General features: G+C 65.0%; 20 protein-coding genes. 6 read left to right on the top strand and 14 right to left on the bottom strand.

Features of this window, described 5'->3' with window-relative positions:
* Positions 1–183 precede the first annotated feature (183 nt).
* The 4 genes from ACTUWL_RS25745 to ACTUWL_RS25730 form a co-directional block, all read right to left on the bottom strand.
* The gene (locus ACTUWL_RS25745) at positions 184–453 is read right to left on the bottom strand and encodes a DUF3551 domain-containing protein (protein WP_021077144.1); all 270 of its coding nucleotides are present in this window, start codon (positions 451–453) and stop codon (positions 184–186) included.
* Positions 454–671: 218 nt separating this feature from the next.
* Positions 672–944: a DUF3551 domain-containing protein gene (locus tag ACTUWL_RS25740; RefSeq protein ID WP_021077145.1), complete on the bottom strand. Its 273-nt coding sequence runs from the start codon at positions 942–944 to the stop codon at positions 672–674.
* A 41-nt stretch (positions 945–985) separates the two neighbouring features.
* The gene (locus ACTUWL_RS25735; RefSeq protein WP_021077146.1) at positions 986–1,696 is read right to left on the bottom strand and encodes a hypothetical protein; all 711 of its coding nucleotides are present in this window, start codon (positions 1,694–1,696) and stop codon (positions 986–988) included.
* A gap of 129 nt (positions 1,697–1,825) precedes the next feature.
* Complete coding sequence (locus ACTUWL_RS25730; protein ID WP_021077147.1) at positions 1,826–2,662, bottom strand: hypothetical protein; 837 nt, start codon at positions 2,660–2,662, stop codon at positions 1,826–1,828.
* A gap of 228 nt (positions 2,663–2,890) precedes the next feature.
* Between ACTUWL_RS25730 and ACTUWL_RS25725 the strand changes: the two genes are divergently transcribed.
* The 3 genes from ACTUWL_RS25725 to ACTUWL_RS25715 all read left to right on the top strand — a co-directional run bounded on the left by ACTUWL_RS25725 (position 2,891) and on the right by ACTUWL_RS25715 (position 5,614).
* On the top strand, positions 2,891–3,106 hold the full coding sequence (locus ACTUWL_RS25725) for a hypothetical protein (protein ID WP_021077148.1): 216 nt from the start codon (positions 2,891–2,893) through the stop codon (positions 3,104–3,106).
* 172 nt (positions 3,107–3,278) lie between these two features.
* Positions 3,279–4,067 (top strand): ATP-binding cassette domain-containing protein, encoded by a 789-nt coding sequence (locus tag ACTUWL_RS25720; protein WP_021077149.1) that lies wholly within the window; start codon positions 3,279–3,281, stop codon positions 4,065–4,067.
* The gene (locus ACTUWL_RS25715) at positions 4,064–5,614 is read left to right on the top strand and encodes an ABC transporter permease/substrate-binding protein (RefSeq protein ID WP_021077150.1); all 1,551 of its coding nucleotides are present in this window, start codon (positions 4,064–4,066) and stop codon (positions 5,612–5,614) included. Before ACTUWL_RS25720 ends, ACTUWL_RS25715 begins: the two co-directional genes overlap by 4 nt.
* A gap of 94 nt (positions 5,615–5,708) precedes the next feature.
* Here ACTUWL_RS25715 and ACTUWL_RS25710 read toward each other — a convergent pair whose 3' ends face one another.
* The gene (locus tag ACTUWL_RS25710; protein WP_021077151.1) at positions 5,709–7,421 is read right to left on the bottom strand and encodes a sulfatase-like hydrolase/transferase; all 1,713 of its coding nucleotides are present in this window, start codon (positions 7,419–7,421) and stop codon (positions 5,709–5,711) included.
* A gap of 170 nt (positions 7,422–7,591) precedes the next feature.
* A complete protein-coding gene (locus ACTUWL_RS25705) occupies positions 7,592–8,302 on the bottom strand; it encodes a TetR/AcrR family transcriptional regulator (RefSeq protein ID WP_021077152.1) in 711 nt (236 codons plus the stop codon).
* A 171-nt stretch (positions 8,303–8,473) separates the two neighbouring features.
* On the opposite strand from ACTUWL_RS25705, the gene ACTUWL_RS25700 reads away from it, so the two are divergent.
* On the top strand, positions 8,474–9,094 hold the full coding sequence (locus ACTUWL_RS25700) for a hypothetical protein (protein ID WP_021077153.1): 621 nt from the start codon (positions 8,474–8,476) through the stop codon (positions 9,092–9,094).
* A 12-nt stretch (positions 9,095–9,106) separates the two neighbouring features.
* On the opposite strand, the gene ACTUWL_RS25695 is transcribed toward ACTUWL_RS25700, so the two are convergent.
* A complete protein-coding gene (locus tag ACTUWL_RS25695; RefSeq protein WP_021077154.1) occupies positions 9,107–9,340 on the bottom strand; it encodes a hypothetical protein in 234 nt (77 codons plus the stop codon).
* A 217-nt stretch (positions 9,341–9,557) separates the two neighbouring features.
* Here ACTUWL_RS25695 and ACTUWL_RS25690 point away from each other — a divergent pair, with 217 nt between their 5' ends.
* Both ACTUWL_RS25690 and ACTUWL_RS25685 read left to right on the top strand, forming a co-directional pair.
* Entirely contained in the window at positions 9,558–10,577 is a 1,020-nt protein-coding gene (locus ACTUWL_RS25690; RefSeq protein WP_021077155.1) for an adenylate/guanylate cyclase domain-containing protein, read from the top strand.
* Positions 10,578–10,767: 190 nt separating this feature from the next.
* Positions 10,768–11,874, top strand: coding sequence for a DUF2336 domain-containing protein (locus tag ACTUWL_RS25685; protein ID WP_021077156.1), 1,107 nt, complete (start codon positions 10,768–10,770; stop codon positions 11,872–11,874).
* Between the two features lie 122 nt (positions 11,875–11,996).
* Here the strand turns inward: ACTUWL_RS25685 and ilvC are convergent, their stop codons facing one another.
* The 7 genes from ilvC to ACTUWL_RS25650 all read right to left on the bottom strand — a co-directional run bounded on the left by ilvC (position 11,997) and on the right by ACTUWL_RS25650 (position 18,733).
* A complete protein-coding gene (gene ilvC / locus ACTUWL_RS25680) occupies positions 11,997–13,016 on the bottom strand; it encodes a ketol-acid reductoisomerase (protein WP_021077157.1) in 1,020 nt (339 codons plus the stop codon).
* A 150-nt stretch (positions 13,017–13,166) separates the two neighbouring features.
* Complete coding sequence (locus ACTUWL_RS25675) at positions 13,167–13,775, bottom strand: LysE family translocator (RefSeq protein WP_021077158.1); 609 nt, start codon at positions 13,773–13,775, stop codon at positions 13,167–13,169.
* A 7-nt stretch (positions 13,776–13,782) separates the two neighbouring features.
* Positions 13,783–14,658, bottom strand: a complete 876-nt coding sequence (locus ACTUWL_RS25670) for an EamA family transporter (RefSeq protein WP_021077159.1) — start codon at positions 14,656–14,658, stop codon at positions 13,783–13,785.
* A gap of 35 nt (positions 14,659–14,693) precedes the next feature.
* Entirely contained in the window at positions 14,694–15,389 is a 696-nt protein-coding gene (locus ACTUWL_RS25665; protein ID WP_021077160.1) for a class I SAM-dependent methyltransferase, read from the bottom strand.
* A gap of 3 nt (positions 15,390–15,392) precedes the next feature.
* Positions 15,393–15,935 carry an acetolactate synthase small subunit gene (ilvN, locus tag ACTUWL_RS25660; RefSeq protein ID WP_021077161.1) on the bottom strand — a complete coding sequence of 181 codons (543 nt, stop codon included), beginning with the start codon at positions 15,933–15,935 and terminating at the stop codon, positions 15,393–15,395.
* A 21-nt stretch (positions 15,936–15,956) separates the two neighbouring features.
* Positions 15,957–16,943 (bottom strand): threonine dehydratase, encoded by a 987-nt coding sequence (locus ACTUWL_RS25655; protein ID WP_021077162.1) that lies wholly within the window; start codon positions 16,941–16,943, stop codon positions 15,957–15,959.
* 14 nt (positions 16,944–16,957) lie between these two features.
* On the bottom strand, positions 16,958–18,733 hold the full coding sequence (locus ACTUWL_RS25650; protein WP_021077163.1) for an acetolactate synthase 3 large subunit: 1,776 nt from the start codon (positions 18,731–18,733) through the stop codon (positions 16,958–16,960).
* Between the last annotated feature and the right edge of the window lie 201 nt (positions 18,734–18,934).

Genomic DNA, 18,934 nt, shown 5'->3' with positions numbered 1-18,934 from the left:
TCGGCCGGGAGCGCCAGGCGCTTCCATAATCCGGCGCCGGCCGACGCCGAAGGCGCCGAGGCCTATGTCTCGCACGAATGGCGGCCGGACCGCGTGCGCGAACGCTACGGCTGGCTGTTCACCTACGACGCGATGAAGGTACCGGTCTGGCGGCAGGCGTTCGACCTGCCCGGTGCTCCCGCGTCAGCGCGTGTGATGCCGTCCGCGGTGAGCCGAGCGCTTCGGTGGCGGCGGCGGCGCGAAGAAGGGATTCTCCGAGCACATCGCACCCCGGCCCGACGCTGACGCCTGGCACTGCGGGATCGAAGTGAAGCTGCAATCGATGTAGCTCCCGCCGAACTTGCCCTGAAAGACGTGCATGCATACCGGATAGTTCGGATCGTAGGCCTGACCGGCGGCAGGTCCGGCCAGGGCGACCGCAAATCCGGCGATCGCGAACAGTTTCAGGCGCATCGGTCTGTCCTTGTCGTGGCGGGAGGTTCCTCACAACTGCCGGAGTTAGTCAACATCACTGCCGGCGCGACGGCCATGCAGATCATCACGGGCAAACGACGTGCCGATGCGCAAGCGCTACAGCGCGATGAGATCAGGTTGAATCGTCATGGCGCTTGAGCTCGCTGTTTGAGCATGATCTTTTCGGAAAACCGCTTCGCACTTTTCCGGATCATGCTCTAGGTGGCAGGTTGGCGGTGTCGCTTGCTCCGCTCTCTGGGCTGCGTTTTCGGGCCCTTGTAGAAGGGATTGACCGAACACGTCGCCGATCGTCCCGAGGCTGTTGCCTGACACTGCGGAAGCGACGTGAAGCTGCAATCGATGTACTCGGGCGTCAGCCGGCCGCCATAGACCTCCATGCAAACCGGATAGTTCGGATCGTACATTTGCGCGGCGGCGGGCCCGGCGAGGCAGACGCCGACGGCGGCGATGATGGTGAATTTCAAGCGCATCGAATGCTCCTCAAGCTTGGGTCTCGAACGCCGGGGCGTGGCTAGCGCTGTTCGCCGGCCGGCTTGCCGTCGTCCTCACCCAGACAGCGGATCATGAAAGCCGTTGTGTCCCGCGGCAGCACCTGTGCGGCGCGTGCCTTGAGACGGCATTCGAGCTGCGCGATCTGGCGCGCCCGCTGCCGTTCCGACGGCAATGCTGATTGCCGCAACCGCCGCAAGGTCATCGGTGAGCCATCCGACTCGAAGCTCAGCTCGTATTTCTTGCCGTTCTGGTCGGTGGCAGCGCAGGCAACGGTCGACACCTGCCGCGTGATGAAGCTTCCGACCTGGCGGCAGGAGCCGGTCGACATCTCGACCAGCGGCACCGGCAGTCCATCGACACGCGGGCGGTCGCTCGACTTCAGCAACATGCGATCGACCGCGAGCTCGAACAGATTGTCCTGGGTGCGCTCGGTGCTCTCGCCGGAGAACGAGACGATGTGGCTCTTGTCGGCGGGATCGTCGAGCACCACGGTGAATTCGGAGCGGCCGCGCAGCGTGTGGAAATAGGCCACCGCCTTGCAGGTGTAGCTGCGGCCGGCAATGCTGACATTGCGGCAGGTGCCCGACATCAACGCATAAAGGTCGACGTCATAGACCGGGCCCGCGGCGACAGCGAGCGCCGGCCAGCAGACAATGGAAACCGCAATCAATTGAGCGAAACGGGAGATCATGCTGAAACGGTCGAGAACGCGGTCGTTGGAGAGGCCCATGGCGCAGGGTCGCCGATTTCCACGGACTGTGCAACGAAGAAGCGGGCCCAAATGTGGAGGCCCCGCAAGCAATCGCCCGGGAAACGCAGGGCAAACCATGCGGAAAGGCCGCGGCGCTCGTGGCTTGCGTCAGATTTGCGGGCCGGACAGAGTGACCTCGCGCTCCGCGCGGAAGACGTTGCTGTAAAGATTCGCGATCCACTGACGACCGCTTGCCGTCATGTTCAGGCAATTGATGGCGCCCTGGATGTGCGGCGCAACCATATTCCAGTAGAATTGCGGATAGCGGTCGACGATGTCGGCCGGCGATTCATAGCCGAGCTGGCGGTTGATACCGACTTCCTCGAACTCGTGATAGAGCGCGTTGGCCTTCCTGATGTAGTTGGGATCGCCGAGTTGCCCGATGAAATCGGCTGCCCGGACGATCGCCGCCTCGTCGTCATAGTGCTGGCCTTCGGGCGATGGAAACCGTGTGCCCTCGATGTTGCGCGCGACGCGCTCGCGATCGAGCGGCAGCACGGCCTCGAGCCTGTCGAGCACATAGAGCTTCGAGCGGTCGACGTGATACGGCATCAGGCCGGCATCCGACGAGCCTCGCGGCAGCACGACCTTGTTGCCCGCGGCATCGATGACGTAGCCATCCGGTCCATCGCCCTTCAGCAGGCCGCGCACATAGCCGATGTCGTGCGTCAGGCAGGCGATGATCGTGTGGGTGTAATCCTCCGCGGTGACGTGGGTGTGCAGCGCGCGGCCGCGGATGATGTCGTGCCCGGCCAGCGTGACCAGCATCGTGTGCTCGACATTGTGGTAGAGCGCATCGCTGTTGCCGATGCATTCCAGCGCGATGCGCGCGGCGGCCGGCAGGAGTTCGCCAAAGCGCGCCTGCGAGGCCCCGAAGGTGCGGCTGACATGGGTGGCGAGAAACTTCTCCAAAGCACCCGCTGCCAACTCAGGTAACGTCATCATCGATGCAGCCCCCGACCGCGCAACGTTCCTCACTCGTCCCGATCTCACGTCGTAGTTGGGTGGCAACTATAGCGTATCTGCGGGCGTGCGGCTATGCGCTGGCGGGCGCGCGATTCATTCAGCCGTACTTTTCCGGTCTTGCCGGCTGCGGCACCAAAGTCGCTGATAATGGCATGAACCGTGCATGATTCGGTTCAGACCGGGTTAATCCTACGGATAAACACCATCATGCTCGTTACGCTCGTCGCCATCCTCTGCAATGCTCAGCTCTGCATGGAAAAGGTCGTCACCAACAGCGACCAATCCGGCATCACCATGGGCGCATGCGCCGTGAATGCCCAAATCGGCATCGCCGATTGGCTCGCCAAGGGGCCGTATCACGATTGGCGCTTGCAGAGCTACAAGTGCATCATGGGCAAATACGTCCCCAAGAACGAAGTGTGATGTGTGCTCACAGCCCCCGAAGGGGCTGACCGGTTTCATCTGCCCGACTGGAACAGCCTGCGAAACCGCGTGATGCAGGCGCGTGCACCACAAGTCAAAGTCCATTTTATGGGCTATCACTGTCGTCCGCGATGGTGAAAGACACGTGAGGTCGCCCAGGAATGGCCAGAGAATGCCCGCAACGCCGCTGATTGCCTACGCGCATGTCGGCAAGAGTTTTGACGATGGACGCGTGGTGGCGGTCGACGACGTCTCGCTTGACGTGGCCGAGGGTGAATTCCTGGCTGTTGTCGGCGGCTCGGGCTCCGGCAAGACGACGCTGCTCAGGCTGGCCAACCGCCTGATCGAAGCCGACCGCGGCAGGATCGCGGTCGAGGGTGAGGATGTCAGCCGCATCGACCCGATCCTGCTGCGGCGCCGCATCGGCTATGTCTTCCAGAGCGGCGGGCTGTTTCCGCACCTTTCCGTCGCCGGCAATATCGGCATCACGCCGAAGCTGCTCGGCTGGCCGCAGGCGGAGATCTCCGCACGGGTCGACGAGTTGCTCGATCTCGTGCGGCTCGATCGCGCACAGCATCGCGACCGCCTGCCGCACGAGCTCTCCGGCGGCCAGCGCCAGCGTGTCGGCGTCGCGCGTGCGCTGGCTGCGAAGCCGCGTATCGTGCTGATGGACGAGCCGTTCGGCGCGCTCGATCCCTTGACCCGCGACGCGCTCGGAGACGACTATCGAACGCTTCACCGCGCGCTTGGGCTCACCACGATCATGATCACCCACGACATGACCGAGGCGCTGCTGCTCGCCGACCGCGTGGCGGTCATGCACCGCGGCAGGTTGCTCGCGCTCGGCACTGCTGCGGAGCTCGCGGCGAGCACCGACGCCTATGTCGGCGAACTCTTGCGCACGCCGCGGCGACAGGCGGAACGCCTCGGCGCATTGCTGCCGCGGGACGCCACGGCATGAGCGATCCACGCTGGAGCGAGGCGCTTGCGCATCTGCCCGACTATCTCGGCAACCATGTCCGGGTCAGCGTCGCCGCGCTGGCGCTCGGGCTTTTGATCAGCCTGCCGCTTGCGATCATCGCCCGCAACCGGCCGCTGCTGCGCGGTGCACTGCTCGGGCTTGCCAGCATCGTGCAGACCGTACCGGGCCTCGCGCTGCTCGCGCTGTTCTATCCGCTGCTGCTGGCGCTCGCCGCACTGACCGCAGCGTGGCTCGGCTTCAGCTTCTCCGCCTTCGGCTTCCTGCCCGCGGTGCTGGCGCTCGCGCTCTATTCGATGCTGCCGGTGTTGCGCAACACCATCACCGGGCTCTCCGGCGTCGATCCGGCGGTGCTGGAGGCCGCCGAGGGCGTCGGCATGACGCCGCGCCAATCGCTCACCATGGTCGAGCTGCCGCTGGCGCTGCCGGTGATGATGGCGGGGATCCGCACCGCCGCGGTGTGGGTGATCGGCACCGCGACGCTGTCGACGCCGATCGGCCAGACCAGCCTCGGCAATTACATCTTCGCCGGCCTGCAAACCCAGAACTGGGTGTTCGTGCTGTTCGGCTGCTTTGCCGCCGCCGTGCTCGCGCTGGTCGTTGACCAGTTGCTGGCGCTGATCGAAAGCGGCCTGCGCAGTCGCAGCCGAACCCGGACCGCGCTCGGCGGACTCGGCATCGCGGCGCTGATCGCGGCGACGCTGGTGCCGGCGATCGCGCGTCCACAGGCCCGCTATGTGGTCGGCGCCAAGACCTTCACCGAGCAATATGTGCTGTCGGCGCTGATAGCGCAGCGGCTGCAAGCGGCCGGCCTGCCGACGACGACCCGCGCCGGCCTCGGCTCCAACGTGATCTTCGATGCGCTCGCAGCCGGCGACATCGACGTCTATGTCGACTATTCCGGCACGCTGTGGGCCAACCAGTTCCACCACAGCGAGATCAGGCCCCGCGCCGAACTGCTGAGCGAACTGAAGACGACGCTGGGCAAGCAGGACATCACCCTGTTCGGCGAACTCGGCTTCGAGAATGCCTATGCGCTTGTCATGCCGAAGGCGCGCGCCGATCAGCTCGGCATCCATACCATCGCCGACCTCGCCTCGCATGCCGCGACGATGTCGATCGCCGGCGACTATGAATTCTTCTCGCGGCCGGAATGGGCCGGCATCCAGAAGTCCTATGGGCTGTCATTCCGCGCCCAGCGAACGATGCAGCCGGACTTCATGTATGCCGCGGCCGCCTCCGGCGAAGTCGACGTCATCGCGGGCTACACCAGCGACGGCCTGATCGCGAAATATGGCTTGGTGACGCTCGATGACAACAGGCACGCCATCCCACCCTATGACGCCATCGTTCTGCTGTCGCCGAAGCGGCGTGACGACGAGGCTCTCAAGGCGGCGCTGCGGCCGCTGCTCGGCAGGATCGACATCGCGGCAATGCGCGAGGCAAACCTGCGCGCGTCGGGCAATGACGCATCGTCATCGCCCGAAGCCGTGGCGCGCTGGCTGTGGGAGAAAGTCGGGCCGAAATAGATTGCGTAGGATGAGTAGAGCGCAGCGAAACCCATCCTCTCTCCCGTAGCTACCAAGGCGATGGGTTTCGCTGCGCTCTACCCATCCTACACCTCTACAATCCCTTGATGATCCCCGCGTCGATCAACAGGCGGTTGAAGCGGCGCGCTTCTGCGCCATCCTTGCAGGAGTAGAACGCGCCGTTGCAGCGAAGCATGATCGCCTTCTGCTCCTCGAACGAGGGATCCAGCGGAATGCCCGCGGCTTCCTGGATCACCAGCGGCAGATAGGCGGCATCGATCGTGTCCATCACCGCCGGGCTCTTCACCGGTTCGAAGTTGACGGCATCGATCGCGTAATATGTCGCGTAGTAGCGCGGATCGTAGTCCATCAGCTTCTTGCCGATGCCGGCCTCGTCGAGCTCGGGATCGAGCAGCTGCGGCGAGAACTCCGGCTGGTGATCGCCGTAGCGCACGATCAGGAACGGCTGCGCCGGGAACTTCTTCTTCAGCGCGGCGACAAAGCCGGCATAGTCGCCCGCGCTCATCGCCTGCCGGCGCAGATATTCGTCGACCGACGGCGCGTTGCCCGGCCGTTTCCATGCCGGCAGCAGCTCGGGACGAAATTTCGTCTCCCACGGGAAGTGATTGGCGGCGAGATAGACGAAGGTGAACAGCGGCGCACTGAGCGTCTTCTGCTCGGCCATCAGCTTCAGCGCCTTGTCGTAGAAGAAGCTGTCGGGCTCGACGTCCTTCGCGTGCAGATCATGCGCGTCGTAGAAACGCTGGATGCCGGTCGTGGTCTGGAAGCTGCGCGCACTCATGAAGGCGCCGAACGCCGGATACAGCGACAGTGTATCGTAGCCGCAGCGGCGCAGTGCCAGCGGCAGGCCACGCTCGACCCGGCCCGAGGCGATGCGGGTGACGAAATAGGCGAACCGGCCGAACGAGCGCGAGGACAATCCCGCGAGTACGTTGTACTCGGTGAACCAGCTCGGCCCGCCATTGCTCTCGGCGAGGAATTTGCGTTCGACGCCGTCATAGGATTTGAACTGGCTGCCATAGCCGGACGGGACCTTGACGCCCGGTGCGGTACGGATGTCGAAGCTCGATTCATCATGGATCATGATGATGTTCGGCCGCCGCCCGGCGGGATGGCAGGCATCGACCGTAGGTATCTTGAGCTGGTCGCTCGCCGAGGGATCCGACTCCATGAAGCCATAGGCGACGAAGTCCGATACGGCGGTCACACCGGAGCGTGCGAACTTCGACAGGTAGCCGTCGTCGTAATAGCCGCGCCAGGCTTCATCCGGCCAGGCGAAGGCATAGCCCGAGAGCGCCGCCGTGCAGGCAAGACAGGCAGCCGCGGCCGGCAGGCGGCGGATGCGGAACGGATCGAGCCACCACAGCGCGTACATCAAGGGCAGCGTGACCAGGCCGGCGCCGATGATCGACCAGCGCAGGTTCGGAAAGATCGTGAGCAGGAACGCCGCGGTGTCGCGATCGATCACCATCAGGTCGACGAAGTTCGCGGTCATCTGCACCACGTCGTGCTTGAAGCGCGACAGCAGCACCAGCACCACGACCAGCGTCAGCGACAGTGCGCCCGACAGCGCCGGCCTGCGCAGCAGCGTGATGAACAGGAAGTTCAGGATTCCCCAGGTCAGCAGGAAGCACAGCCGCGAGCCGAAATCGGTCTCGGTCCGCAGCATCAGGATCAGCGCGCCGAGATGCGGCGCGGCGACCGCCATCAGCCGCCAGACGCCGATCGCGGCGAGACCGCCGGCCAGTGCGGCAACCGACGAATTTTGCTGAGGCGCGGGCGCCATGGGCGGGACGCAATACTATCCGGCGCAATGTCACGGCCTTGACTGGCAGAGGCCAGGAGGCACACCGCACAGCCGGTATCTGCGCCGTGTCATAAAATCGTAATTGAATCGTCATGAACGCGCAATGAATTTGCCCGCCCGGGTGCGCCGGCAGACAGCGACCCTGCGGCCTAGACCTTTGCCTCAGCCGCAGCGGGCGCCGTGATGCCCGCGATGAAGAGGTCGAGGATGTCGGCGGCCATCCGCCCGGCCTCCGCTTCGCCGACGCCCCAGCGCGGCAAATGGCCGTCGATGTGCATCCGCGCAAAACCATAGACCAGCGCGCGGCCGGCGATCTGGACCTGCTTCAGGTCAAGCGCCCGGAGTTGTCCGGCGGCAGATGCCTCCGCCAGCATGCGCTCGGTCAGGCCGATCAACTCCGCATTGTCGCTGGAAACGCCGGCCGAGCGGTCATGGTCGAAGAAGCGGCGGCTGGAGATGATCTCGAAATGGGTCGGGTTCTTCATGGCCCAGCGCAGATAGGCAATCCCGAGGCAGCGGAAACGGCCGAGCGGATCGCCCGGCGGTGCGTCAGTCAGCGCCGCCTCGATCTCGGCACGGAAACGGCGCTGCGCCTCCTCGGCCACCGCATTCATCAGGGCATCGCGGCTCGGGAAATGCCGGAACGGCGCCGCCGGCGAAACCCCGGCGCGGCGAGCGGCTTCGCGGACGCTGACCGCGTCCGGCCCGCCCTCGCCGGCCAGCTGCATCGCGGCATCGATCAGGACCCGGCGCAAGTCGCCGTGGTGGTAGGGCTTGGCCGCCGGCGCCCGCGCCGCGGCGGCCGGACGCGGCTTGGCGGGTCGGCGTCCCGAAGGCGGGCTTTTGACGGAGCGACGCATCGCGCTTTGGCTCTTTGTTTGAGCATGACCTTTTCGGAAAACCGCTTCGCACTTTTCCGGGTCATGCTCCCTAGCATCACCCGCTTGTGAATGTAAGCACCGATTACACGGATTGACCGCGCGCGATCGCGAGATGTAACTGGTGATTACATCAACATCGGGAGGCAGGATATGGCGGCGCGTCGGAACTGGTTCGAGGGCTGGCGGCTGTTCGGCGTGCTCACTCTCACCCTGATCGGGCTTTCGATCTGGATCGCCGCGATGCGGCAGTTCGAGGTCGAGGGCCTGCGGATGGTGATCCGCTTCACGGCGCGGACCTCGCTGCTGTTGTTCTGCCTCGCCTTCTCCGCAGCGGCGCTGGTGCGGCTGTGGCCGAACGCCTGGACCCACTGGCAGCGCCGCAACCGCCGTTATCTCGGCGTCACCTTTGCGGCGTCGCACGCCATCCATGCGGTCGCAATCACCGCGTTCGCGATGCTCGATCGGGCCGGCTTCGCAGCCGCGACTTCGGCGGTCTCCACCATCTTCGGCGGCATCGGCTATCTCGTCATCATCGCGCTGACCGTGACCTCATTCGATCGCACGGCCGCGCTGCTCGGTACACGCGCCTGGCGCAGGCTGCATCTGATCGGCGGCTATTATCTGCTGCTGCAGTTCACGATCTCGTTCGGCAAGCGGATCCCGGAGATGCCGCTCTACGCGCTGTTCCTCGTGCCACTCGCCGCGGTGTTCGCGCTCAGGATGATCAGCATGGCCGCGCGGCCCGCGCCACATCAGGCGCAGGCGGGCTGAGATCGCGCCGCCTCACACCAAATGAAACTTGCGGCCGAGCCGGCGATGCACCGACAGCACCGCGCGATCGACGTCGCTGATCAGGCTGTCGCCGAGCACGACGTTCGGAATCTCCCAGTTGCGCCCGATCTGCGCGTCGGGGAGCGCCGTGACCGCCGGCACGCGCGCGGTCTCGCAGCCGGGCTGGGCGCGCAGCGCCTCCTCGGCAAGTCGGGTCAATTCGTGCTGGCTCTTTCCGTCGGTCATGACCGCGGTCCTGACTCCGGAAAATGGCCCACTGATGGCCGAGATTCTCCAGTTCCTTGGCGCGGGCTTCCGTCATGCCGCGCATGCATTCGCCGGCATCGAGCCTTCGCCGAGGTCGTAATACAGGCAGTTGACGTCACGGTATTGGATCCATTCAGGCCGCACCCCGGCTGGCCTTCCCGATCCGCGCAGGATATTTCATGGGCGTGGAGGCACCATGCGGCGCAACCTGACGCCTATGATCATTCTGGCCGTGGTCGGCCTGCTCGTCGGCGGGCTGTTTCGCTATGCCTTCGATCGGCCCTACGAGGCGTCGGTCGCGAACTACGTGCGAAGCGCCATTGAGGGCGCCGCCATCACCCTGATCGTCTGGGCCACGCACCTTTATCTGGCCGCGCGTGGCGGCTGGCTGCGGCAACGGCCGCTCATCGTCGAGTTGCTTGTCCGCTCCGTTATCCTTGCCGTCATCGTCGCGGTTGCCGCGATTGTGCTGGAGGTCGTGCTCAACGAGCACGGGATCGACACGAAATTTTTCCGCAAAACCTTCCTGAAGATCATCGGCGTCGCCCTGCTGCTGTCGATCCCGATCACAGCGATCTACGAGCTGGTGCGGATGATCGGCGGGCGAACGCTGCTCAACGTCGCGCTTGGACGCTATCGCCAGCCGGTGCGCGAGGAACGTGTGCTGCTGTTTCTCGACCTAGTCGGCTCGACGACGCTGGCGGAACAGATGGGCGAGCTGCGCGTGCAGGAGCTGTTGACGCGCTTCTTCTCTGACATCGATGCACCCATCGTGTTGCACGGCGGCGAGGTTCACGCCTATGTCGGCGACGAGGTCATCGTGACCTGGCCGGCCGATACGGACAAGGGATCGCGGCGCTACCTCGACTGCGTGTTCGCGATCGAGGACCGCCTTGCCAAGCGGGCCGATCATTATCGCAAGGCGTTCGGCGTGGTGCCGGCGTTTCGGGCCGGGATGCATGCCGGGCCGGTCGTCATCGCCGAATGCGGGGACTCGCGGCGACAGATCGCCTATTTCGGCGACACCGTGAACGTCACGGCGCGGCTGCAGGCGCATTGCAAGGAGGCCGGCCGGCCGCTGCTGGTATCGGGCGAACTGCTCCGCCTGCTGCCGTCACAGCCGGATCTTGCCATCGAGCCGCTCGGCTCGACGCAGCTGCGCGGGCGCGCAGCTTCGATCGACATATTCGCCGTCGCGCGCCGCGCAACGTCCTAAACAATTCCTTACAGCGCACCGGCACCGGCTTCCGTTGGGCCGAAAGCACGAATTTAATCAAATCTGGTCGCGGCCCGTTAAGGATGCGACGCACCCCGTATTTGCACCGGGTTCCACCTTAACGCAGGTGTAAGGTGGCTATCGATATCGTGCAGTCTGTTGTTATCAAAGAAAACAAGGTTGCCCATCGATGGCGCAACAGGCGTCACAATCGATTATTGCCGAACTCGAGGATGCGGTCCGGGACGGGACATCGGCCAAGCGCGTGCAGACGCTGCGGCAGGTCACCGATCTGTTCCTGAACGATGGCGACCGCCTCAACGATGAACAGGTCAAGGTGTTCGACGACGTGCTCTGCCTGCTGGTGGCGCGCGTCGAGACGCGTGCGCGGGCCGAGCTCAGCAAGCGGCTCGCACCGCTCGACTATGCGCCGTTTGATGTGATTCACCATCTTGCCTGGGACGAGGATATCGGCGTCGCCGGCGAGGTGCTGACCCACTCCAGCCGCCTCTCAAACGCCGCACTGCGCGAGATCGCCAGCAGCAAGGGACAGGATCATCTGTTCGCGATCTCGGCGCGGGAAAATCTGCCCGCGTTCGTCACCGACGTGATCATCGACCGCGGCGAGGACCGGGTGATCCGGCGCCTCGCCAAGAACGCCGGCGCTGAGTTCTCCGACAACGGCTACTCCACGATCGTCGCCCGCGCCGAAGGCGACGACGAACTGGTCGAGATCCTCGGCCTGCGCATCGACATTCCGGCCAAGCTGTTGCGCGACCTGCTGCAGCGCGCCAAGGACACCGTGCGCGCCCGCCTGCTCGCGATCGCCTCGCCCCGCGCGCGCGAGGAGATCAGCCAGGTGCTGAACGACATCGCGCAGGAAGAGGCCGCCGCCCCGCGCCGCAACTACGGCATCGCCGAAGAGCTTGTGAAGCTGATGAAGCAGCTGAACGAGCTCGATGATGCGGCCGTCTACAAATTCGCCGAGGACGGCAAGTTCGACGAGGTCACGGTCGCGCTCGCCGTGCTCAACGACATGCCGATCGCGATGATCGAGCGGCTGATGCTCGGGCTGCGCTCCGACCTGCTGCTGATCCCGTGCCGCTCGGCAAAGCTGAACTGGCCGACGGTCGAGGCCATCCTGCGCAAGCGGCCGCTGCCGCATGCCATCGACCACGCGACGCTGGAGATCGCGCAACGCGACTACCGGCGGCTGTCGCTGGAGACCGCCCAGCGCACGGTGCGGTTCTGGCAACTGCACAACAGGATCGAGAAGCAGCCGATCACGGCGGGCTAACCGGCCGCCGGCGTTATTCGCAGACAAGGAAAAAGGGTGGGCAGTTTGACTGCCCACCCTTTTTTATCGTCGATGCGCAGGGTGGGTTAGCCGCAGGCGTAACCCACCCCGCAAGACCGCACTTAGTTCTTGCTCTTGTCGACCAGCGCGCCCTTCTTGATCCAGGGCATCATGTCGCGCAGCTTGGCGCCGACTTCCTCGATCGGGTGCTGGGCGAGCTTGGCGCGGGTCGCCTTGAACGAGGTCTGGTTGACCTTGTTCTCCAGCATCCAGTCGCGGGCGAACTTGCCGCCCTGGATGTCGGCGAGCACGCGCTTCATCTCGGCCTTGGTCTCGGCCGTGACGATGCGCGGACCGGTGACGTACTCGCCGTATTCGGCGGTGTTGGAGATCGAGTAGTTCATGTTGGCGATACCGCCTTCATAGATCAGGTCGACGATCAGCTTCACTTCATGCAGGCACTCGAAATAGGCCATCTCGGGCGCGTAGCCGGCTTCGACCAGCGTCTCGTAGCCGCCCTTGATCAGTTCGACCAGGCCGCCGCAGAGCACCACCTGCTCGCCGAACAGGTCGGTCTCGCACTCTTCCTTGAAGGTGGTCTCGATGATGCCGGCGCGGCCGCCGCCGATCGCCGAGGCGTAGGACAGGCCGAGGTCATGGGCGTTGCCCGAGGAGTCCTTGGCGATCGCGATCAGGCAGGGCACGCCGCCGCCGCGCTGATACTCCGAGCGCACGGTGTGGCCGGGGCCCTTCGGCGCGATCATCAGCACGTCGAGGTCGGCGCGCGGATCGAGCAGGTTGAAGTGCACGTTGAGGCCGTGAGCGAACACCAGCGCCGCGCCCTTCTTCATGTTGTCGTGCAGGTGCTCGCGATAGATGTCGCCCTGCAGTTCGTCCGGGGTCAGCATCATGACCAGGTCGGCCCACTTCGCGGCTTCGGCGACTTCCATCACTTTGAAGCCGGCGTTCTCGGCCTTCTTGGCCGAGGCCGAACCCTTGCGCAGCGCGATCGCGACGTCCTTGACGCCGGAATCCTTCAGGTTCAGCGCATGGGCGTGGCCCTGGCTGCCGTAGCCAACGATGGCGACCTTCTTGCCCTTGATCAGGTTCAGGTCGGCATCGCGATCGTAGTAAACTCGCATCGTGGTTTCCTCGTTTGAAGGGGGCCAAAATCGGCCGATGGGTCAGGCTTTCGGAAGGACAGAACCGCCGGGCGCCCGCGAATTTCCGGCGTTGTCTAGAGCATTTTTCCCCTCAGGGGAAACCCTCATCTCGCATGGCGCGGTGCGGCATCATGCGTCCATGAAGACCGGGTAGAGCGAGGCCAAGAGCAGGATGGCCATCGCCACGTTGAAGACACGGATCGCCCGCGGCGAGGTCAGGATCGGACGCAGCGCGGTGCCGAACAGCGCCCAGACGATGCAGGACACCGTCCCCAGGATCAGGCTGAAGCCGACCTGGATCGCGATGTTCCAGGGGAAGGCGGCAATTGCCGCATAGGCCGTGATGGTGCCGATCACCATCACCCAGCCCTTGGCGTTGATCCATTGGAACATGGCCGCGCCCCAGAACGTCATCGGGCCGCGGCCGGGCCCATCGTCCTTGTCCGCCGAGGGCGGCTCGTCCATGGCGATGACGGCCGCGAGATAGACCAGATAGGCGACACCGCCATATTTCAGGATGGTCTGCAGCACCGGATAGGCGATGAACACGGCGCCGAGCCCGACGCCGACCGCGCCGACCATGAAGGCGAAACCGACCGTGATGCCGGCGATGTGCGGCACCGTGCGGCGGAAGCCGTAGGTCAGCCCCGACGACAGCAGCATGATGTTGTTGGGCCCCGGGGTGAAGAACATCACGACCGCAAACACGACAGAGGCGAACAGCAGCGAGTTCGACATGGTGGCCTCACGCGACTTTCGGCAGAGCTTTGGGACGCTTCGACAGCAGCATCACGGCAATGCCGCCGATGACCGTGACCATGCCGGCGAGCCGCAGCGGCCCGAACCTCTCCCCGAACACGATGCTGGAGGCGGCGGAGCCGACGAACGGCACCAGCAACGCGAACGGCACCACCTGCGCGGCGGGGTGATCCCGGAGCAGCCGGCCCCACAGCCAGTAGGCGATGCTGGTCGAAATGCCGCCGAGGCAGAGCACGCAGACGAACCCGGTCAGCGACATGTGGCTCAGCGCCTGCCAGGTCGCCTGCGGTCCGTTGCTGATCAGGGTCAGCACCGCCAGCGGCACCGCGGCGCACAGGCACAGCCAGGCGAACAGGTCGAACATCGGCGCGGCGCGCGCCTGCCGCAGCAGCAGATTGCCGATCGCAAAGCTGACCGGACAGATCATCAGAATGGCGAAGGCGTTGACGCTGAAATCATAGCCGACCGTGCCGCAGATCATCAGCAGGCCGAGCGCGGCGATCGCGACGCCGATCGCCTGCGGCCGCGTCGGCATCTCGCCGAAGGCGATCGCGGCGAACGCAATGGTGAACAGCGCCTGGCTCTGCACCACCACGCTGGAAAGGCCGACCGGGACGCCATGCGCGATCGCGAAAGCCTGCGCGAGGAACTGGCCGAGGAACAGCGTGGAGCTGATCGCGATCAAGAGCGGCCAGGGTACATCCGGCTTGCGCAGGAACAGGCAGGGCAGCGCGGCGATGGCGAAGCGCAGCGTCGTCATGAGTTCCGGCGAGAACTCATCGAGCGCGATCCGGCTTGCGACGAACGCAAGCCCCCAGATCACCGCGACCATGACGGCGATGCCAACATCAGCCGGCTTCATTGTTCTTCTTCTTTTGCTTCCGTTTCGGTCGGGATCTAGATCTGTTCGTCCGGCTTCGGTTTGCGCAGCAGATAGGTGCCGTGCAGCGGCGCGTGATAGTCGGCCGCGACCAGGGTGAAACCGGTCTCGGTCAGCATGCGCTCCATCACCCAGCCGAAGGTCGAGTATTCGTCGCGCATATGGGTCATCACGCTTTCGCGCTCGAAATCGTGGTTCTTGATCGAGAAATCCGCCCAGCCCTCGACATCGCGATCGACACCGTCGGGCATGCTGACGAACACCATGTCGCGCAGATAGAAATTCGCGCCGGGCTTCAGCGCGTTGAAGATCCGCGACAACGCCACCGCCTTCCAGAAGTCAGGCAGATGATGCAGTGTGAACTCACTGACGATGAGATCGTATGAATTCGGCTGATAGGCAAACGACAACAGCCCGGCCGGCTGGGTCCGGATCTTCGCCTTGCGGTCGCGCGCATAGATTTCGGCAAGCCCGATCATCGCCGGCGAGATGTCGATGGCGTCGACCTCGGCGCCCATCAGCGCCGCCTCGGTCGCGAGCACGCCGTTGCCGCAGCCGATATCGGCGATCCGCCAGCCCGGCTTGACGCCGAGCCTGGTCAGCGCCTGGCGGGCACGGACATCGCTGTCCTCGCTGACGTCATAGATCGAGGCAACCGCGGTATCGAGACCGACCTGCCGCCGTTGCGTGTAGTACCAGTCGCGCGCCAACATGACTCACATCCCTTCCGGCCCACGCGTGATCGCGGCCACCCCGGTTCGTGACACCTCGACCAGGCCCAACGGGCGCATCAGGTCGATGAACTGACTGATCTTGGACGAGTTGCCCGTGATCTCGAATACGAAGCTCTCGGTCGTGGCGTCGATCACCCGGGCGCGGAACGCATCCGCCAGCCGCAGCGCCTCGACGCGGTGATCGCCGCCGCCCCGCACCTTGACCATCGCAAGCTCGCGCTCGATCGAGCTGCCGGTCAGCGTCATGTCGACGACGCGGTAGACCGGGATCATGCGGTCGAGCTGATGCTTGATCTGCTGGATCACCATCGGCGTGCCCGTGGTGACGATCGTGATCCGCGAGAGATGTTTCTGGTTCTCGGTCTCCGAGACGGTGAGGCTTTCGATGTTGTAGCCGCGGCCGGAGAACAGCCCGATCACGCGCGCGAGCACGCCGGGCTCGTTCTGCACGATCACGGACAGCGTGTGGGTCTCGTTGGGATCGTGACGCTCTTCGAGGAAGTAGGCGGATGCGGGCTGGTTCATGGTCGTCCCCTTACATTCTTTTCACGCCACCGCCCGCTGGGCGGCCGGCGCAGCATCCGTCCCGATCCAGGTCCGGAACAGATCGAAATCGATATTGCCGCCGCTCAGGATCAAGCCGACCCGCTTGCCGGCGAGCTTGCTCTTCTCCTGCAGCGCGGCTGCGAGCGCCGCGGCGCCTGCGCCCTCGGCAAGATTGTGGGTATCGGTCCAGTAGGCGCGGATCGCCTGGGCGACCTCGTCGTCGGTGACCTGCACGATGCGCGATGCGCCCTTCCGGATCAGCGCGAACGCATCCGCGTCCGGAATCCGCGTCGCCATGCCGTCAGCCAGCGTGTTGCTGGTCGCGGTGGTCACGATCCTTCCGGCCGCAAACGACAGCGCGTAGGACGGCGCCTCGGTCGACTGCACGCCCACGATCTCGGTCTTCAGCCCGAGCAGGTCGCGCGCCATGATGCAGCCGGAGATGCCGGAGCCCTGCCCGATCGGCACATAGAGGATGTCGAGATCGGGCGCCGACCGGAACATTTCGAGCGCGTACGTCGCGACGCCCAGCACCAGGTCCGGATGGAACGACGGCACCATATGCAGGCCTGCGAACTGGGCGCGGCGCTCGGCCTCTTCCCGCGCGGCCTGGAAGTCCTCGCCGTGCTCGACGAGCTCGGCGCCGAACGCGTGCATGGCGCGGTTCTTCTCGACCGAGTTGCCGCGCGGCACATAGATCACCGCGCGCACGCCATGGCGGCTCGCGGCAAAGGCCAGGCTCTGGCCGTGATTGCCGCGCGTCGCCGAGATGATGCCGGGCACGTCCGGCCGCTCGCGCTTCAGCCGCTCGAGATAGACCAAGCCGCCGCGCACCTTGAAGGCGCCGGTCGGCGTGTGGTTCTCATGCTTGACCACGACCTCGGTGCCGAGCCGCTCGGCCAGCAGCGGCCAGGCGTACGCCGGCGTCGCCGGCACCGCGGTGCCGACGATCCCGTGCGCACGCTCGAGCTCGTTGAGGTCAAACATGATCCGCCCTCACCTCACACCAGCGCCTTGCCGCCGGAGAAGGCCTTCGCGGTGGCCTCATCGGTGGCCTCTTCCGGCAGCAGCATCTCGTTATGCGCCTTGCCCGACGGGATCATCGGGAAGCAGTTCTCGAGCGCGGCGACGCGGCAGTCGAACAGCACCGGGCGCTTGATCGCGATCATCTCCTTGATCGCGCCGTCGAGATCGGAGGGCTTGGTCGCCTGCAGGCCGACGCAGCCATAGGCGTCCGCGAGCTTGACGAAGTCCGGCAGCGCTTCCGAGTACGAATGCGACAGGCGGTTGCCGTGCAGCAGCTGCTGCCACTGCCGCACCATGCCCATGTACTGGTTGTTCAGGATGAAGATCTTGATCGGCAGCTCGAACTGAACCGCCGTCGACATCTCCTGGATCGTCATCTGCACCGAGGCGTCGCCGGCGATGTCGATCACCAGGCTGTCCGGATGCGCGACCTGCACACCGACCGCGGCCGGCAGACCATAGCCCATGGTGCCGAGCCCGCCCGACGTCATCCAGCGGTGCGGCTCCTCGAAGCCGAAGAACTGCGCGGCCCACATCTGGTGCTGACCGACCTCGGTCGTGATGTAGGTGTCCTTGCCGCGGGTCAGTTCGAACAGGCGCTGGATCGCGTATTGCGGCAGGATGATATCGTTGTTCTTGCGGTAGGACAGCGAGTTGCGCGCGCGCCATTGCGCGATCTGCTGCCACCACGCCTTGATGTCGGGCTTCTTCGCCTCCGCCTTGAACACCTGCAGGAGATCGCCGAGCACGTTGCCGCAGTCGCCGATGATCGGCACGTCGACGCGGATGTTCTTGTTGATCGAGGACGGGTCGATGTCGATGTGGATCTTCTTCGAGCCCGGCGAGAACGCGTCGGTGCGGCCGGTGATGCGGTCGTCGAAGCGCGCGCCGACGCACAGCATGACGTCGCAATCATGCATCGTCATGTTGGCCTCGTAGGTGCCGTGCATGCCCAGCATGCCGAGCCAGTTCGGACCTGACGCCGGATAGGCGCCCAATCCCATCAGGGTCGAGGTGATCGGGAAGCCGGTCGCCTCCACCAGTTGGCGCAGCAGTTGCGAGGCCTCGGGGCCTGAATTGATCACGCCGCCGCCGGAATAGATCACGGGACGCTTGGCATTGGCGAGCATCGCCACCGCCTTGCGGATCTGGGTCGCATCGCCCTTCACGCGCGGCGTATAGGAGATGTGCACGTCCGACTTGCGCGGCGGATGATAGGTGCCGGTGGCAAATTGCACGTCCTTCGGCACGTCGACCACGACCGGGCCGGGCCGGCCGGTGGTGGCGACATAGAAGGCCTCGTGCAGCACCCTGGCGAGGTCGTTGACGTCGCGCACCAGCCAGTTGTGCTTGGTGGCGGGCCGCGTGATGCCGACGGTGTCGCATTCCTGGAAGGCGTCGTTGCCAATCAGATGGGTCGGCACCTGGCCGGTGATGCAGACCAGCGGGATCGAATCCATCAGCGCGTCGGTCAGCGGCGTCACCATGTTGGTGGCCCCCGGACCCGAAGTCACCAGCACCACGCCGGGCTTGCCGGTCGAGCGGGCATAGCCTTCCGCGGCATGGCCGGCGCCCTGCTCGTGGCGGACCAGGATGTGCTCGACCTCGCTCTGCTGGAAAATCTCGTCATAGATCGGAAGCACCGCGCCGCCGGGATAGCCGAAGACATGCTGCACGCCGTGATCGATGAGCGCGCGCACGATCATCGCGGCGCCGGTCATCTGATTGGGATCGTGGCTCTTGTCGGTCATGGTTCGCTCCGGATGCGCTTGTTTTTGCGCGGCTTTTGTCGGTTCTCGTCAGTTCTGCTTCGGGCAATAAAAAGGGGCCCCAGAGGCCCCATGCACACCGCCCGAATTTGGATGGCCGCTAGCCATCCCCGGCGGTGTGCCTGGGTACGACGGCGATAAGGAGTTTGGTAATAATGTTGCGCACGAGACGACCCAGTCTTC

Source organism: Bradyrhizobium sp. WCU1 (assembly GCF_053474805.1).
Note: the sequence above shows the minus strand (reverse complement) of the source record. Positions and strands in the feature narration are given on the sequence as shown.